This window comes from Caulobacter sp. GW821-FHT12D05, from assembly GCF_058807295.1.
In genome coordinates, this window is record NZ_JBXAQO010000001.1 from 908,478 (window position 1) to 924,386 (window position 15,909).

Annotated in this window: 16 protein-coding genes, 1 pseudogene and 1 riboswitch; of the genes and pseudogenes, 7 read left to right on the forward strand and 10 right to left on the reverse strand. The window is 68.7% G+C overall.

Annotation, left to right across the window (positions count from 1 at the left end; genetic code table 11):
* Nucleotides 1-2 precede the first annotated feature (2 nt).
* The 8 genes from cobT to AC1RRR_RS03885 are packed head-to-tail and all read right to left on the reverse strand — an operon-like array spanning nucleotide 3 to nucleotide 8,963.
* A complete protein-coding gene (gene cobT, locus AC1RRR_RS03850) occupies nucleotides 3-1,031 on the reverse strand; it encodes a nicotinate-nucleotide--dimethylbenzimidazole phosphoribosyltransferase (RefSeq protein ID WP_492810701.1) in 1,029 nt (342 codons plus the stop codon).
* A 2-nt stretch (nucleotides 1,032-1,033) separates the two neighbouring features.
* The gene (locus AC1RRR_RS03855) at nucleotides 1,034-2,488 is read right to left on the reverse strand and encodes a cobyric acid synthase (RefSeq protein WP_492810703.1); all 1,455 of its coding nucleotides are present in this window, start codon (nucleotides 2,486-2,488) and stop codon (nucleotides 1,034-1,036) included.
* Nucleotides 2,476-3,414, reverse strand: a complete 939-nt coding sequence (gene cbiB / locus AC1RRR_RS03860; RefSeq protein WP_492810705.1) for an adenosylcobinamide-phosphate synthase CbiB — start codon at nucleotides 3,412-3,414, stop codon at nucleotides 2,476-2,478. Before cbiB ends, AC1RRR_RS03855 begins: the two co-directional genes overlap by 13 nt.
* Complete coding sequence (locus AC1RRR_RS03865) at nucleotides 3,404-4,177, reverse strand: ABC transporter ATP-binding protein (RefSeq protein ID WP_492810707.1); 774 nt, start codon at nucleotides 4,175-4,177, stop codon at nucleotides 3,404-3,406. Before AC1RRR_RS03865 ends, cbiB begins: the two co-directional genes overlap by 11 nt.
* Nucleotides 4,174-5,175 carry a FecCD family ABC transporter permease gene (locus tag AC1RRR_RS03870; protein WP_492810709.1) on the reverse strand — a complete coding sequence of 334 codons (1,002 nt, stop codon included), beginning with the start codon at nucleotides 5,173-5,175 and terminating at the stop codon, nucleotides 4,174-4,176. Before AC1RRR_RS03870 ends, AC1RRR_RS03865 begins: the two co-directional genes overlap by 4 nt.
* Nucleotides 5,172-6,005, reverse strand: coding sequence for an ABC transporter substrate-binding protein (locus AC1RRR_RS03875; protein ID WP_492810710.1), 834 nt, complete (start codon nucleotides 6,003-6,005; stop codon nucleotides 5,172-5,174). The genes AC1RRR_RS03870 and AC1RRR_RS03875 overlap by 4 nt, the downstream gene beginning before the upstream one ends.
* A complete protein-coding gene (locus AC1RRR_RS03880; RefSeq protein ID WP_492810712.1) occupies nucleotides 6,002-7,003 on the reverse strand; it encodes a threonine-phosphate decarboxylase in 1,002 nt (333 codons plus the stop codon). The genes AC1RRR_RS03875 and AC1RRR_RS03880 overlap by 4 nt, the downstream gene beginning before the upstream one ends.
* Nucleotides 7,004-7,013: 10 nt before the next feature.
* A complete protein-coding gene (locus tag AC1RRR_RS03885) occupies nucleotides 7,014-8,963 on the reverse strand; it encodes a TonB-dependent receptor plug domain-containing protein (protein ID WP_492810714.1) in 1,950 nt (649 codons plus the stop codon).
* Nucleotides 8,964-9,096: 133 nt separating this feature from the next.
* Nucleotides 9,097-9,286: riboswitch (cobalamin riboswitch) on the reverse strand.
* Nucleotides 9,287-9,322: 36 nt separating this feature from the next.
* Between AC1RRR_RS03885 and cobU the strand changes: the two genes are divergently transcribed.
* From cobU to AC1RRR_RS03920, 7 genes and pseudogenes are all read left to right on the forward strand, one after another.
* Nucleotides 9,323-9,841 carry a bifunctional adenosylcobinamide kinase/adenosylcobinamide-phosphate guanylyltransferase gene (cobU, locus tag AC1RRR_RS03890; RefSeq protein ID WP_492810716.1) on the forward strand — a complete coding sequence of 173 codons (519 nt, stop codon included), beginning with the start codon at nucleotides 9,323-9,325 and terminating at the stop codon, nucleotides 9,839-9,841.
* A gap of 18 nt (nucleotides 9,842-9,859) precedes the next feature.
* Nucleotides 9,860-10,075, forward strand: coding sequence for a DUF4287 domain-containing protein (locus AC1RRR_RS03895; RefSeq protein ID WP_454716175.1), 216 nt, complete (start codon nucleotides 9,860-9,862; stop codon nucleotides 10,073-10,075).
* 11 nt (nucleotides 10,076-10,086) lie between these two features.
* The gene (locus tag AC1RRR_RS03900; RefSeq protein WP_492810718.1) at nucleotides 10,087-10,482 is read left to right on the forward strand and encodes a Dabb family protein; all 396 of its coding nucleotides are present in this window, start codon (nucleotides 10,087-10,089) and stop codon (nucleotides 10,480-10,482) included.
* A pseudogene (locus AC1RRR_RS03905) lies at nucleotides 10,454-10,560 on the forward strand (hypothetical protein); the annotation flags it as partial. The gene AC1RRR_RS03900 and the pseudogene AC1RRR_RS03905, both read left to right, overlap by 29 nt.
* A 668-nt stretch (nucleotides 10,561-11,228) precedes the next feature.
* Nucleotides 11,229-12,629 carry an MFS transporter gene (locus AC1RRR_RS03910; RefSeq protein ID WP_492810719.1) on the forward strand — a complete coding sequence of 467 codons (1,401 nt, stop codon included), beginning with the start codon at nucleotides 11,229-11,231 and terminating at the stop codon, nucleotides 12,627-12,629.
* Nucleotides 12,586-13,422 (forward strand): nucleoside triphosphate pyrophosphohydrolase, encoded by an 837-nt coding sequence (gene mazG, locus AC1RRR_RS03915; RefSeq protein ID WP_492810721.1) that lies wholly within the window; start codon nucleotides 12,586-12,588, stop codon nucleotides 13,420-13,422. The genes AC1RRR_RS03910 and mazG overlap by 44 nt, the downstream gene beginning before the upstream one ends.
* Entirely contained in the window at nucleotides 13,419-14,234 is an 816-nt protein-coding gene (locus AC1RRR_RS03920; RefSeq protein ID WP_492810723.1) for an alpha/beta fold hydrolase, read from the forward strand. Before mazG ends, AC1RRR_RS03920 begins: the two co-directional genes overlap by 4 nt.
* On the opposite strand, the gene hflX is transcribed toward AC1RRR_RS03920, so the two are convergent.
* On the reverse strand, nucleotides 14,231-15,568 hold the full coding sequence (gene hflX, locus AC1RRR_RS03925; RefSeq protein ID WP_492810725.1) for a GTPase HflX: 1,338 nt from the start codon (nucleotides 15,566-15,568) through the stop codon (nucleotides 14,231-14,233). The genes AC1RRR_RS03920 and hflX overlap by 4 nt on opposite strands.
* Before the next feature lie 12 nt (nucleotides 15,569-15,580).
* A complete protein-coding gene (gene hfq / locus AC1RRR_RS03930; RefSeq protein ID WP_013079113.1) occupies nucleotides 15,581-15,829 on the reverse strand; it encodes an RNA chaperone Hfq in 249 nt (82 codons plus the stop codon).
* Nucleotides 15,830-15,909: the final 80 nt, after the last annotated feature.

The window sequence follows — 15,909 nt, forward strand, 5'->3', positions numbered from 1 at the left end:
GCTCAGATCCGCCCGTTCAGCACGTCGTCCAGACTGGCGACGTCGCTCAGCAGCCGCGAGGCCGCGCGGACGATCGGTAGCGCCAGCAGGGCGCCGGTGCCCTCGCCCAGGCGCAGGCCCAGGTCCAGCAGCGGCTCGACCTCCAGGGCTTCGAGCATCAAACGATGCCCCTGCTCGGCCGAGCGATGGCAGAAGATGCAGTAGTCCTTCGCCGCCGGATCCAGTCGGATCGCCGCCAGCGCCGCCGCCGAACCGATGAAGCCGTCCACCAGCACCGGAATCCGCACCGAGGCGGCGCCGATGATCGCGCCGGCCATCATGACGATCTCCAGCCCACCGAACTGGGCCAGCACCTCGCGGGGCTCGGTCGCGTCCGAACGCGCGGCTGCCCGCTCCAGCACCGACAGCTTGCGCGCCAGGCCATCGTCGTCGTGACCCGCGCCGCGCCCCACGCATTCGGCCAAGGGCGCCGGCGCCAGGCGATGCATGATCAGCGCGGCCGAGGCGGTGTTGCCGATGCCCATCTCGCCCAGCGCCAGGATCTGGAAGCCCTCGGCCACGGCGTCGCGAGCGATCCGCGCGCCGCGCTCCAGGGCGGTGGCGACTTCGGCCTCGGTCAGGGCGGGCTCGGCAGCCGCGTTGCGGGTCCCGCGTCGAACCTTCTCAGCCAGCAGGTTCGGATGCGTCGGCAGGTCGCCATCCACCCCGGCGTCCACCACCCGCAGCTCGGCCCCGATCGCCGCCGCGAAGGCGTTGGCGCTGGCCTTGCCGGCCAGGAAGGTGGCGACCATCGCCTGGGTGACGGCCGACGGATAGGAAGACACGCCCTCGGCCGTCAGGCCGTGATCGCCGGCGAACACCAGCAGCAGCGCCTTGTCGAAGGCCGACGGCGTCTCGGCGATCAGGCCCAGTTGGACCGCCAGGTCCTCGACCCGGCCCAGCGCGCCCAGCGGCTTGGCCTTGCCATCGATCGTCGCGCGCAGGGCGGCGGCGCGACCGTGGTCGACGGCGGTTACAGCGGGAAGCATCATACTCAGAACTCCAGGCCGGCCAGGGCCGCGAGGGCGGGAATGTCGAAGCTCTGCTCGAGCATGGCGGCGATCTCATCCAGCGCCTGATCGACGCGGAGCGCTTGATCCAGGCCGTCGGACGCCGCGCCCAGCTCGGCGAGCAACGCGGCCCGCGCTTCGGCCCGGTCGAACAGCCCGTGGACGTAGCAACCCCGCACCCGGCCATTGGCCGAGACGGCGCCGTCGGTGACGCCGTCCTCGAAGGTCAGCATCGGCGAGACCGCGCCGGTCGTGCGGCCGACATGCATCTCGTAGCCTTCAAACAGTGCGCCGCCCGACAGGCGCCCGGTCACGGGCCGCAGGGTCTTGTCGCCGGTCATCACGGTCTCGACGTCGAGCAAGCCAAGGCCCTCGGCGCTTTCCGGCGCCCCTTCGATCCCGTCGGGGTCCGAGATCCGTCGGCCCAGCATCTGGTAGCCGCCGCAAACGCCCAGCACCCGACCACCACGCCGGACGTGGGCGGCCAGGTCGATGTCCCAGCCTTGGGCGCGCAGGAAGGCCAGGTCCGCGAGCGTGGCCTTGGTCCCCGGCAGGATGACGAGGTCCGCATCACCTGGCAGTGGCGTTCCCGGCGGGACGAAGGCGAACTCGACCTCGGGCTCGGCGCGCAGGGCGTCGAACTCGTCGAAATTGGCGATCCGCGACAGCATCGGCACGACGATCCGCACCTTGCGGCCGTCGGCGGCCACGGCGCGATCTAGGACGACAGCGTCCTCGGCCGGCAGGCGTCGCGCGGCCGCCAGCCACGGCGCCATTCCCAGATCCGGCCAGCCGGTGCGGCGGACGATCTCGGCGCGGCCGTCCTGGAATAGGCTGGGATCGCCGCGGAACTTGTTGATCAGGAAGCCTCGGATCATCGCCCGATCGGCCTCGTCCAGCACCGCATGGGCGCCGACCAGGGCGGCGATGACGTGGCCACGATCGATGTCGCCGACCAGCACCACCGGCACGTCGGCGGCGATCGCGAAGCCCATATTGGCGATGTCGTTGGCGCGCAGGTTGATCTCGGCCGGACTGCCAGCGCCCTCGACGATCACGAGATCGCTTTCGGCTTCCAGCGTGCGGAAGCTCTCGATCACCGTGCCCAGCAGCGCGGCCTTGCGCTCCTGGTAGCCGCGCGCCTTCCAGGTACCGGCCATCTGACCGCGCACGACCAGCTGGGCGCCGATGTCGCTCTGGGGCTTCAGCAGCACCGGGTTCATGTCGACGGTCGGCGGGGTGCGGCAGGCGATGGCCTGCAGGGCCTGGGCGCGGCCGATCTCGCCGCCATCGGCGGTGACGGCGGCGTTGTTGGACATGTTTTGCGGCTTGAATGGCCGGACCGTCAGGCCGCGATTGGCGAACAGCCGGCACAGGCCCGCGACCAGCACCGACTTGCCGACGTCGGACCCGCAGCCCTGGATCATCAATGCGGCCATACGAATCCTCCGACCGCCAGCATCAACCAGAGGATCGCGCAGGCGACCAGATAGACCTTGAGCGCGCGCCTAACATCGGCCGCCTCGGGCGCCCTGCCCTCGCCCAGCATCGGACGCTGCGACAGCGCGCCGTCGTACCAGGCCGGCCCGCCCAGTCGCACGCCCAGCGCGCCAGCCATGGCCGCTTCGGGCCAGCCGGCATTGGGCGAGGCATGCTTGCCGGCGTCGCGCAGCATCACCTTCCAGCCGCCGCATCCGGCAATGGCCACGAGGACGCCGGCCAGGCGCGCGGGGATCAGGTTCAACAGGTCGTCGAACCGGGCCGAGGCCCAGCCGAACGAGCGCCAACGCGGCTCGCGGTGGCCGATCATGCTGTCGGCGGTGTTGACCGCCTTGTAGACAAACAGGCCCGGCAGGCCGCCGATCACGAACCAGAACAGCGGCGCGACCACGCCGTCGCAGAAGCTCTCGGCCAGGCTTTCGATGGCGGCGGCGGCGATGTCGCTCTCGTCCAGGCGCGCGACGTCACGGCCGACGATCATGCCGACGGCGGCGCGGGCGGCCGTCAGATCCCCGGCGGCCAGGGGCTTGGCCACGACATGGACATGGTCCCACAGATTTCGTTGGGCCAGCCCCAGCCAGCCGACCGCGATCACGGCCCACGGACCACCAAGGCGGGTGATCAAAAGGCCCGCGCCGGCGCTGACCGCGACGATGGCCAGCAGGGTCACGACGCCCAGCACACGCCGCAACGGCTCGCCGAACGAGACCTGGTTCAGCATCCGCTCCAGATGTCCGATCAGGGCCCCGATCCAGACCACGGGATGCGGGAACCGCCGATGCAGGGCGTCGGGATAGCCGATGATGGCCTCCACGCCCGCCGCGGCAAGGACGATCCAGGGTATTGGCCAGGGGCTAGCCGGCACGACCCAGCACTTCGATCAGCGGCCCGGCCTCGCCAGCGTGGCGGCGGACGACGACGCCGTAGACCTTCGACAGCAGCTCGGGCGTCAGGGCGGCCTCGGGCGCAGCGTCGGCGACCAGCCTGCCTTCATCCAGCACCAGCACTCGGTCGGCGAAGCGCGCGGCCAGATTCAGATCGTGCAGGGTCACGATCACGCCCTTGCCCTGGTCGTGGGCCAGACGGCGGAACAGCGACAGCGCGTCCAGGGCGTGGCCGGGGTCCAGGCCGGTCAGCGGCTCGTCGGCCAGCAGCCAGTCGGTCTCGCCGGCCAGACCTCGGGCGATCAGGGCGCGGGCCCGCTCGCCGCCGGACATTCGAGTGACAGCGCGGTCGGCGAAGGCCTCCAGATGGGCGGCCTTGATGGCGGCCTCGATCGCGACCTGGTCCTCGCCACTGGGACCGAAGGCGCCCAGGTGCGGCGTGCGGCCCAGGCCGACGAAAGTCCGGACATCGACGTCCCAGGCGATCTCGGGCGTCTGGGCCAGGAAGGCGATGCGGCGCGCGCGCTGGCGGCCGTTCATCGCGGCGATCGCGGCGCCGTCCAGCAAGGCCGCGCCGGAATCGGGTTTCAGCAGGCCCGCCAAGCAGGTCAGCAGGGTCGACTTGCCCGCGCCATTGGGGCCGACGATGGCGATGACGCCGCCCGGCTCGAAGTCGGCGGTGATGCCGGCCAGGACCTGCCGGTCGCCGAAACGGACGGTGATGTCTTGCGCTTGCAGGCTCATGCCATCCTCCGTCGCATCGAGATCAGCATGGCCAGGAAGAACGGCCCGCCCAGGGCGGCCATGGCGACGCTGAGCTTCACCTCGCTGGCCGCGGGGGTCATGCGCACGAGGATGTCGGCCGCCAGGGTCAGGACCGCGCCGCCCACGAACGACGGCAGCAGCACGGCGCTGGGCTTGGAGCCCAGCAGCGGCCGCAGCAGGTGCGGGGTGATCAGGCCGATAAAGCTGATGACACCGGTCACCGCGACGCTGGCGCCGACCGCGATCGCCACGCCGACGGCCATCAGCAGGCGCGTGCGGCCCAGCTCGACGCCCAACGACCGTGCGCCCTGCTCGCCCAGGGTCAGGGCGTCCAGCGAGCGGCCCAGCATCAGCAGAAGCAGGCTGCCCAGCACGACGCCTGGCGCGGCCAGCTTGACCTCCTCGACGCTGCGATCGGCCAACGAGCCCATGATCCAGTTGACGATCTCGTTCACCGCCCAGGGGTTGGGCGCCAGGTTCAGGGCCAGGGCGATCATGGCCCCGCAGACCGTCTGGATGACGAAGCCGGCCAACAGGAAGGTGACGATGCTTGAGCTGATCCCGGACAGGCTCAGCAGGATGGCGACGCCGATCCCGGCTCCGACCATCGCGGCCAGCGGCAGGATCCAGTTGGCCTCGCCCGCCGCGCCCAGATAGAGCGTCAGCACCGCGCCCAGCGCCGCTGAGGTCGAGACCCCCAGCGCGGCCGGGTCGGCCAGCGGGTTGCGGGTGTAGCCCTGCAGCGCCGCGCCGGAGAGCCCCAGGGCCCCGCCGACCAGGATCGCCAGGATGGTGCGCGGCAGGCGCAGGCCAAAGACGATGGCCCAACGCGGGTCCTCGCCGTGCGAGAGCCAGGCGCTCCACGGTGTCCACACGCGTCCGGCGCACAGACTGGCGACGAACAGCACGGCCAGCAGCGCCAGCAGGACGCCGCAGACGAGCCAGGGAGATCTGGCCAAATGGGGTTTAGAGGTCATGCGCCCTCCTTCAGCGCCTGGGCGCGGGCTTTGGCCATGGCGGCGGCGGTCTCGATCAGCACCGGGCCGCCGCAGTACAGAAGCTTCTCGGGCAGGCGCACCTGGCGCATCCGCCCGGAAATGGATTTCAACGCTGGATGGGTCATGACCCGGTCGGCCCAGCTGCGCGCGCCGGGCGCGGGCTCGCCGACCAGCAGCACCTGCGGCGGATCGGCCAGCAGGCGCTCCAGCGCGACATTGCCCCAGGTCTTGAGGCCAAAGCGCCGGGCGACATTGTCGAAGCCGGCATGCTCCATCATCTCGTCGACCAGGGTGCCGGGCCCGGCCGCGAAGCCGTTGGGCTGGTAGATCAGGGCGCTCAGCCGTCGCGCACCGGACGCGGGCGTCGCGGCCGCGATGGCGGCGTTGATCCGGCCGATCAGGGCCTCGCCACGGCCGGCATGGCCGATCATCCGCGCCAGCTTGCGGACCTGGCCCCGGCTCTCGTCGATCGACTTGGGCACCTTGAAGCGCTGCACCGGCACGTCCAGGCGCTTGAGGGCGTTGCGGGTCGCCAGGGCCGAGTGCTGGCTGGCCAGGACGAGATCGGGTCGCAGGGCGATGACCTCCTCGGCGCTCTCCCAGGTGTAGGGCAGCGTCTTGGCCTGGGCCGCGACGGTGGAGCTGTGCTCCTCGCGGGCATAGTGGCTGAGCGCTGTGATCTGGCTGCGATCGGCCAGATGGACCAGCATGGCGTCCAGGCAGCTGTTCAGCGACACGATCCGCCGAGGCGGCGGCGCCGCGCCCGCCGTCAGCGCCAGGGCGCCGGCTACGATCTCACGCCGGTTCATAGCTGAAGCGCCTTCTGGAAGCGCTTGAAATCGTTGATCGAAGGCAGGCCGATGCGAAGTCGGTCGGGCTGATCCGCGAACGGCCTCGTCAGCACGCCACGCTCGCAGAGCCGTGTGAACATCGCATGCGCGTCCGGGACCTCGACCCAGCGGAAGAGATCGCAGCCGCCGACGACCGTGAAGCCGGCTTCGACTACCGCCGCGTCGACTTTGGCCGCCTGCGTCGCCAGCCAGATCCGCGTCGTCTCGCGCCAGGCCTCGTCGGCATAGGCGCCCTGCCCCAGCGCGATCGCGTCGGCGCTGACCGGCCAGTCGCCGAGCAGCAGGCGAAATTCTCGCGAGAAGATCTTGTTTCCAATCAGGAAACCAAGTCGCGCACCCGGCAAGCCGTAGAACTTGCCAAACGAGCGCAGGGTGATCAGCCGATCGATCTCGAGATCGGCCACGCTGAGCTCGGGCGTGACCTCGACGAAGGATTCGTCGACCACGGTCCAGCGGCCTTGATCCGAACGCTCAGCCGCCAGGGCGGCCAGAGCCTCGCGGTCGATGCGACGGCCGTCGGGATTGTTCGGATTGACCAGCACCAGCACGTCGGCGTGGAGCGTTCTGGGGTCATCCAGCGACACGAGCCGGTTCGGGCTGAAGGAAGCCCAGGCCTCGACGTGGCCGCCATAGATCGGGCCCAGCAGCGCCACCGCCCCGCTCCCGATCAGGCCCGGCAGCAGGCGCAGAGCCGCCTCCGCGCCGGAAACGGCCGCCACGCGTCCGGGGTCGCTGACGCCGAACGCGCGAGCCGCGACGGCCTCCAGCTGGGCCAGGTCCTCCGGATCCGGCAACCGCCGCAGGTCGCCCTCCGAGGCGCGAGGCCCCGACCACGGCTGCGGATTGATACCGGTCGAAAGATCCAGCCAGGGCTGAGGCGCGTGCGGGTGGGCGGCCGTCGCCTCGCGGAGACGGCCGCCGTGCCGAAAGGCGCCGAGGGCTGAAATCGACGCCACTCCAGCAGCCTTAGAAGCGCGCGCGCAGGCCGACGAACGCCCCGCGGCCCGGCGTCCCGTAGTTCAGGATGGTCTGGTAGTCCTTGTCGAAGGCGTTCTCGACACGACCGAAGACCTCATAGGTGTCGTTGATCGTGTAGGCCGCCCGCAGGTCGACCAGGGTGTAGCCCTTCACGACCTGGGTGTTGGTGTCGTTGTTGAAGGTCTTGCCCACGTAACGCGCCGCCACCGTGGTGGTCAGGCCCACCGGCCAGCGGTAGCCGACCGACAGGTTGCCCATGTTCTTGGGGCGACGGGTCAGCTGCTTGCCCTTGCTGGCGCCGCTGTCGGACTCGGCCTCGGTATAGGTGTAGTTGGCCGTGACGGTCAGGCCGTCGACCGGCTTGACCTCGCCGATCAGCTCGACGCCCTGAGCCTTGGTCTTCTGGACGTTGTTGTAATAGCCAAAGCGCGAGACGCCGTTGACGGCGCACAGCGGGTCGGGCGCGCCGGTGCACGAGAAGAAGCGGATCTCGTTGTCGGCCTCACGCTGGAACCAAGTGGCCGAGGCGCGAGCCTTGCCGCCGAAGAAGCGCTGCTCGATGCCGGCGTCCCAGCTGTCGAACTCTTCGGGCGACAGGGTCAGGTTGCCGTATTCGCTGTACAGTTCGTAGAGGCCCGGGGCGCGGAAGCCCTGGCCGAAGCTGGCGCGCAGGACCGTGTTGCCCTGGTTCAGCGCCCAGGCGGCCGAGGCCTGGCCCAGGGTGTGCGAACCATAGGTGTCGTGGTCCTCGTAGCGGACGCCGGCGGTCAGGGTCAGGCCCTGGACGACCTCGGCCTGCACCTGGCCATAGACGCTGTCGACGCCGACGCGGCCGGTGCGGAACGGCGGGTTGGCGGCCGTGGCCGACGGCGAGCGGGTGCGCATGCGCGACTTCTCGTGCTCGGCGCCGAAGGTGGCGGTCACCGCCTCGGAGAAGGCGAACACGCCCTGGTACTCGATGCGCTTGTTCTTGCCGGCGGCGTCGAAGGTCAGCGGCACGGCCGGGCGGGCCGGGTTGATGTTTTCGCGGTCGGTGTCGGTGTAGGCGTAGCCCAGGCGGTTGTTCCAGCGACCGTCCAGCAGGGCGAAGTTCAGGCCGCTATAGACGACCAGTTCCTCGGTGCGGGCGAACTCGGGGCTGTCGCCGTTGAAGGCGTCGAAGTCGTTCTTACCCTTCGAATAGACCGAGCGGACCTCGGCCGAGACGTTTTCGCTGAACCGGTAGCGCAGGCGGCCCGACAGGCCCTTGTTGACGTAGCCGTCGGTTTCCTTGCCGGCCTTCCACGACGAGACGCCGTCGGTCGAGTAGTAGCCGCCGGCCACGCGCCAGACGACCTTATCGCCCGCGCCGCCGATTCCGGCGCGCAGGTAGCCCGTCTGACGGGCGCCGCCCTCGACATCGACCGAGCTCTGGAACGGCTGGGTCGGGTCGGCGGTGACGATGTTGACCACGCCGCCGATGGCCTGGCTGCCCCACAGGGTCGATTGAGCGCCGCGCAGCACTTCGACGCGCGAGATGTCGCCGACCAGCAGGTTGCCGCTGTTGAAGCCGCCTTGCGTCGAGGACGGGTCGTTCAGCTTGACGCCGTCGATCAGCACCACGGTGTGCTGGGTCTCGGCGCCGCGGATGTTCAGGCTGGTGGTCGTGCCCGGACCGCCGTTGCGGGTGAAGCTGACGCCCGGCTGCTGGGCCAGCAGCTCGGTGACCGAGATCGCCTGGCTGGCCTCGATGGCGCCTTGGGTCAGGACGGTGACCGACGCGCCGATCTTCTCGATCGGGGTGGCGGTGCGGGTGGCGGTGACGACCAGTTCGGCGACGCCGTTGGCGCCGACATTGCCCGCGACGTCGGCTTCGGGAGCCTTCTGGTCTTCGGCCGAAGCGGCGCCGGCGATCAGGATCGTGGCGAGAGCGGTGGAGCTGAGAAACGCTCGGATCATTTTTATCTTCCCCTGTTGAAACGATCCACGCGCCAGCCAACGCACCCGCAAACACGCGTACGCTGGACCGTCGCGCGGTCCTTGACTGTCGTTTCTCGGGAGATCCCGTTCGTTCGGCGCACCCCGGCCGAGCGATGAACGACTGCGCCGGGCAGGTCTCCTGGCTCGCGGGTCGTCGCTCTTGGCGTCGCCTTCCCAGGGTCCGAAGACCCCAGTGGCATGTGACGCTAGAACTCGCCGCTTACAGTTGCGGGGGCAGCCGAGGTCTTGAACCTCGTTCCCTTTTAATCCTCTTTCGAGGAGCCTGACGCGCGGCCAGCCCTATATGCTGCGCCGCAAACGGTCAATGTGGAGCTCTTATGACATCGACCCTGGTGCTGGGCGGGGCCCGTTCCGGCAAGAGCGCGTTCGCCCAGAAAGCGGCCGAAAGCGCTGCTTCAGCTGGGCGTCCCGTGATGATCGCCACCGGCCAGGCCTTCGACGACGAGATGGCCCAGCGCATCGCGCGCCACCAGGCCGACAGGGGCGAATCGTGGACGACGGTCGAGGCGCCGTTGGCGCTGGCCGAAACAATCGCCGCCCTCCCAGCCGACGCCGTGGCCGTGGCCGACTGCCTGACCCTGTGGCTGTCGAACCTGATGCTGGCCGAGCACGACGTCGAGGCCGCCGCCGACGAACTGGTCACAGCGGTCACCGCCTGCCCTGCCCGGCTCTGGCTGGTCAGCAACGAGGTTGGCCTCGGCATCGTGCCCGAGACGCCGTTGGGCCGCCGGTTCCGCGACGAGGCCGGACGCCTGCATCAGCGGTTGGCCCAGGTCGCCGACGCGGTCTATTTCGTGGCGGCAGGTTTGCCGCTGCGGATGAAACCGCAGGGCTGAAACGAGAAGGAAACGTCAGTGACCGACCAGCCGATCAAGGGCCCCGCGTCCTACTTCCCCTCCATCGAGAAGACGTATGGCCAGCCGATCTCCGCCTGGAAGGAGAAGGTCCGCGCCCGCTATCCGGCCAAGCACATGGAACTGGTGGCCATGCTCAAGGACGAGCACCAGATGGGCCACGGCCACGCCAACGCCATCGTCGCTCACACCCTGGCCGAAGACGGCCTGAAGTAGGAGGGTCTCCCATGCCGTCCTTCGATCGCCGCGTCGTGCTGTCAGGTGCGCTCGCCACCGCCGTGGGGACCTCCGCCACGGCCGCTGAAACCTCAAGCGCCCCGATGATCCACCACGTCTTCTTCTGGCTGAAGAACCCCGGCTCCAAGCCCGACCGCGACGCCTTGATCGCCGGCCTGAACACCCTGCGGGGCATCGAGGTCATCCAGCAGCTGCACATCGGGATCCCGGCCTCGACCGAGAAGCGCGACGTCGTCGACAACAGCTACGACGTCTCGGAGCTGATGCTCTTCAAGAGCGTCGCCGACCAGAAGCTCTACCAGGACCACCCGCTGCACCTGAAGTTCGTGAAGGACTGCTCGCACCTGTGGAGCAAGGTTGTCGTCTACGACTCCATCGCGGCTTAGATCCTCCCCCCAGCGGGGGAGGTGGCGCGAAGCGCCGGAGGGGGTAGTTGTCCTGGCCCGGCCTCTTCCCCCTCTGTCGGCTGCGCCGACACCTCCCCCGCTAGGGGGAGGGTCTATGAGCGTTCGGCCGCCTCTATCCTCGGAATTCGCGAGATCGACTTCAGCAAAATCAATCGCTTGTCGATTTTACACGCCTCCGAATGATCCGCGCTCAGAACCCCTCGACAATGATCCCACCTCGTCGCGAGGAAAGGGCGCATGGCCAGCGACCGATTGCGGCGGCGGGGTGTGGTCGAGCGGTGAAGGTCCGAGGGGGATACTCGGACGGTCCGGGGACCTGGTTCGCTGACCAGGCCCGCCCGCCGTCGGCGTGGTCGAAGGTAAAGGGGTGTGTCTTAGCCATTTTTGGCTCGCCTTCTTCGATCTCTGGAACTTGCCGGAAACGGCGGGGTCCGGGTCCCGGTAAGGCCTGAACAGGGCCACCTGACGGGACGCTGGCGGATAACGATCGCGCGGAGCGTCCTGGCTTCGTCGAAACGGTATTCATTTTTCACACTCCGGACGCTGTCCGGCGCTCCGCATCCCTTTCCACACCTTCAGCGGCTTGCCGCATGAGGCCGCGAAGCCGTGCGACTGCACGAAGAGGCTGGCGCTCGACGACCATTGCCCGCACACTCATTCAAACGGTCGTTCAGCGACCTTCAGTGTCCGAGCGCGACCAACAGCGCGGGGGAAGGAGTAACGGCATGACCGACCGACTTTCGAACGGGTCGATGGCCCGGTTCGCGGCGCCCGCGGTGCCGATAGCCGCGATGGGCCTGCCGCTCGTGGTGTACCTGCCCGAGTACTACATCAACTCCCTGGGCCTCCCCATGGCGACGGTGGGCGCGGCCTTCCTGATCGTCAAATTGCTGGACATGCTGCTGGACCCGGTGCTGGGCGGCATGATGGACCGCACGCGTAGCCGCTGGGGCCGTTTCCGCCCCTGGCTGGCCGCTGGCACGCCGGTGATCGCCATCGGCACCTTCGCCCTGTTCATGGCTCAGCCCGGCGTCGGCCCCATCTATTTGTGGTTCTGGCTGAGCGTTCTGTACGTCGGCTACTCGATGGTGGTGCTGTCGCAGACCGCCTGGGGCGCCGTCCTGTCCTCCGACTACCAGCAGCGCTCGCGCGTCTATGGCTGGTGGCAGGGCGCCAATGTCGTCGGCATGATCCTGGTGCTGTGCCTGCCGCCGATCGTGACCGGCGTGTTCAAGGGCGACCACCTGGACAGCATCAGCGCCATGGGCTGGTTCATCGTCCTGCTGGCGCCGCTCACCGTCCTATTGGCCGTCACGACCGTGCGCGAGCCCGCGCCGCCGCCGCGTCATGGCGACACCGGGCTGAAGCAGTACTTGAAGCTCCTTGGACGTCCGTCGGTTCAGCGCCTGCTGATGGCCGACCTGCTGATGGGCCTGGCGCCGGGCATCACCGGCACGCTGTTCCTGTTCTTCTTCGAGCGCATGAAGAACTTCGACAAGACCCAGGCCGGCGTGCTGCTGCTTATCTATTTCATCGCCGCCCTGGCCGGCGCGCCGCTGTGGCCGGCCCTGGCCAAGCGGATCGGCAAGCACCGCTCTCTGCTGGTCGCTTCGCTGCTGTACGCGGTCGTGCAGCTGGCGGTCGTGGTCACGCCCGCTGGCAATGTCGTGATCGGCATGCTGGTGCTGGTCCTGGCCGGGCTGCCCTACTCGGCCGCGCCGCTGCTGGTGCGGGCCATGATGGCCGATATCGGCGACGAGGAACGGCTGGAGAGCGGCGTCGACAAGACCGGCCTGCTCTACGCCATCGTCACCGGCACCATTAAGCTGGGCTACGCCCTGGCCGTCGGGGTGTTCATCATCCTGGGCGCGATGGGCTTCGATCCGAAGGTCTCGACGCCCACGGGTGACGCGGCCCTGATCGGACTCTACGCTTTTGCGCCGGCGTTCCTGGGACTGGTGGTCGCGGCGATCATGTTGCGCTATCCGCTGGATGCGGACCGTCTCGCCGAGATTCAGCGCCAGCTCGCGGCGCGGGATGCGGCGCAGGGGGACGCCAAGCCCGTAGCCGAGCCGGAACCGCATGTCCTCCCCGACCAAGTCCCCGCCCCTCGCCCCGCCGAGTGAAGATCAACATCCGATCTCCCGTCTCGTGGAGATCATGGCCAAGCTGCGCGATCCGAACGGCGGCTGCCCCTGGGATCTGGAGCAAACCTTCGCGACGATCGCGCCCTACACGGTCGAAGAGGCCTATGAGGTCGCCGACGCCATCGAGCGCAATGACCTGCCGGAGCTGAAGGAAGAGCTGGGCGACCTCTTGCTGCAGGTGGTCTTCCACTCGCGGATGGCCGAGGAGCAAGGCGCGTTCGACCTCAAGGACGTCGCCGCGGCCATCAATGACAAGATGATCCGCCGTCATCCGCATGTGTTCGGCGACCACGCCTATGAAGATCTGTCGGCCCAGGTCGCGGGCTGGGAACAGCTGAAGGCCGAAGAGCGCAAGGCCAAGGCGAAGACCGGCGTGCTGGACGACGTGCCGGCCGGCCTGCCCGCCCTGACCCGCGCCGTGAAGCTGACCAAGCGCGCCGCTCGCGTCGGTTTCGACTGGCCGGACGCGGCGCACGTACTCGACAAGCTGCGCGAAGAAACCGAGGAGATCGCGGTCGAAATCGCGGCCGGCGATATGGCCAAGGCCCGAGAGGAACTCGGCGACATCCTGTTCGTCTGCGCCAACCTGGCTCGCAAGCTGGACGTCGATCCCGAGGACGCCCTGCGCGCCACCAACGCCAAGTTCACCCGCCGCTTCGCCTTCGTCGAGGCGGGGCTGGCCGAGCGTGGCAAGACGCCCGACCAATCCGACCTCGCGGAGATGGACGCCCTGTGGAACGACGCCAAGGCGGCCGAGAAGGCCAAGGGATGAGGATCCAGGCGCTAGCCATTGCAGCAAGCGCCTGGCTGGCCCTGAGCGGCGGCGCGGCCTTCGCTGGCTGCGATGGCCTGGTCGATGTCGGCGGCTACAGCCTGTGGGCTAAGACGCAAGGGTCAGGCCCGGTCACCGTCGTCTTCGAAGCCGGTGGCGGCGCCACGTCGGCGGCCTGGACCGAGGTCGAGCCGCAGATCCGGACGCTGGGCGTCACGACCCTGGTCTACGACCGCTCGGGCCTGGGTCAGAGCCAGCTGGCGCCGACGGCCTATTCGATCGAGCAGGAGACCAAGGCCCTGGCGGCCGTGCTGGCCCGCTGCGGCGTCGCCGGTCCGCGCATCCTGGTCGGCCACTCCTATGGCGGCTACATCGTCGAGCGGCTGGCGGCGCGCGATCCCAAGGTGAAGGGGCTGGTGCTGGTCGACGCCAACCTGCCTCGCCTGATCGACGTGGCCTGGGCGGGCCGGATCCAGGCTCGCTACAGGCCGCAGTACGATGAGCTGAAAGCCAAGGCGCCGGACCTGGCCAAAGCCTTGATCCCGATGATGGAGGCCTATGCCGACACCGCCAGCGCCATGCAGGACGTGACGCTGCCCGCGACCTTGCCGGTCGTCGACATCGTCGCCGAGACCTCGTGGAACGAGACCCCGGCCGAAGGCGAGGCGATGCGGACGGCCCACAAGGCGTTCGTCGCGGAGTCGCCCAAGCGGCGGACGGTGCTGGCGACCGGCAGCGGCCACAACGTCATGCAGGATCGCCCCGACGTGGTGGTCGAGGCGATCAAGGACGCGCTGCTGCAGGCGAACTAGTCGGCCTCGCCCACGACAGCGCCGGGGAACTGGCGCTCGAACCGGCCCAGGGCTTGGCTGTCCAGCCGCGTGACGATCGTGACGTCGCCGTCCGGACCATCGTATCGGCTCAAGACCCGGCCGTTGCGGTAGATCCAGGCGATGGCCTGGCCGTCCTGGGCCTTCAGCTGCACCTCGACCGGCGGCGAGTCGTCGATCAGGCCACTGATCCGGCGCAGCAGGGCTTCGCAGCCCTCGCCCGTCACGGCCGAGACCGCCGAGGCGTTCTTGCGACGGGCATGGCCTTCGACGACCTCGCGGTCGTCTTCGGGCAGCAGGTCGATCTTGTTCCAGACCTCGACGACGGTCTTGCCCTCGTCGAACGTCACGCCCAGTTCGCCCAGCACCGTCTCGACGTCACGGGCCTGGGCCTCGCTGTCGGGATTGGCCACGTCACGGACGTGCAGCACCACATCGGCCTCCTGCACCTCCTCGAGGGTGGCGCGGAACGCTTCGACCAGCTCGTGCGGAAGGTCGGAGATGAAGCCGACGGTGTCGGACATGATCGCCGGCCGCCCGTCGGGCAGCTTCACGGTGCGAAGCGTCGGGTCCAGGGTCGCGAACAGCATGTCCTTGGCCAGGACCTCCGCCTCGGTCAGGCGGTTGAACAGCGTGGACTTGCCGGCGTTGGTGTAGCCGACCAGAGCGACCGTCGGGTACGGCACCTTCTTGCGGGCGCTGCGATGCAGGGTCCGCGTGCGACGCACCTCGTCGAGCTCTTTCTTGAGCTTGATGATGTTGTCGCGGATCAGGCGGCGATCGAGTTCGATCTGGGTTTCGCCGGGGCCGCCGGTCGAGCCGGTGCCGCCCCGCTGGCGTTCCAGGTGGGTCCAGGTGCGGACGAGGCGCGAGCGCTCGTATTCGAGCCTGGCCAGCTCGACCTGCAGACGGCCCTCACGGGTCCGGGCCCGCCGGGCGAAGATCTCGAGGATCAGGCCCGTGCGGTCCACGACCTTGACCTTCAGCGCCTTCTCGAGATTGCGCTGCTGGATGGGCGTGAGCTGATCGTCGAAGACGGCGACGTCGATGTGCTCGACCTCGCAGATCGCCGCGAACTCCTCGATCTTGCCCTTACCGAACAAGGTCGCGGGCGTGACGGCGCGCAGAGGCGCGATCACCGTCTCGACGACGTCGAGATCAAGCGCGACCGCGAGGCCGACGGCTTCCTCGAGCCGGGCATTGGGATCCCGGGCCTCGAGGGCCGCCTGGCCGCGCAGCTGCCGCGCTGGATGGATGACAAGCGCCTTCAGGATCGGCGCGGCGTGGTCAATCGACCGGGAAGTAGACTTGGACAAATGTCTCTAAATTCAGTCGTCGGAATCGGCGCTGGGCTCATAGAGCTGCACAGGCTGAGCCGGCATGATGGTGGAGATGGCGTGCTTGTAGACCAGTTGCGACTGGCCATCGCGACGCAGGAGGACGCAGAAGTTGTCGAACCAGCTGACCACGCCTTGCAGCTTGACGCCATTGACGAGGAAGATGGTGAGCGGCGTCTTCGACTTGCGCACGCTGTTCAGGAAGGTGTCCTGAAGATTCTGTTTCTTTTCGGCGGACATTCGGGGGTTCCCCTCTCATTGTTCTCGGAGGGCAACACGCCCCCCACACAAACAAGACCATGCTAGATGATTTTTCGCCG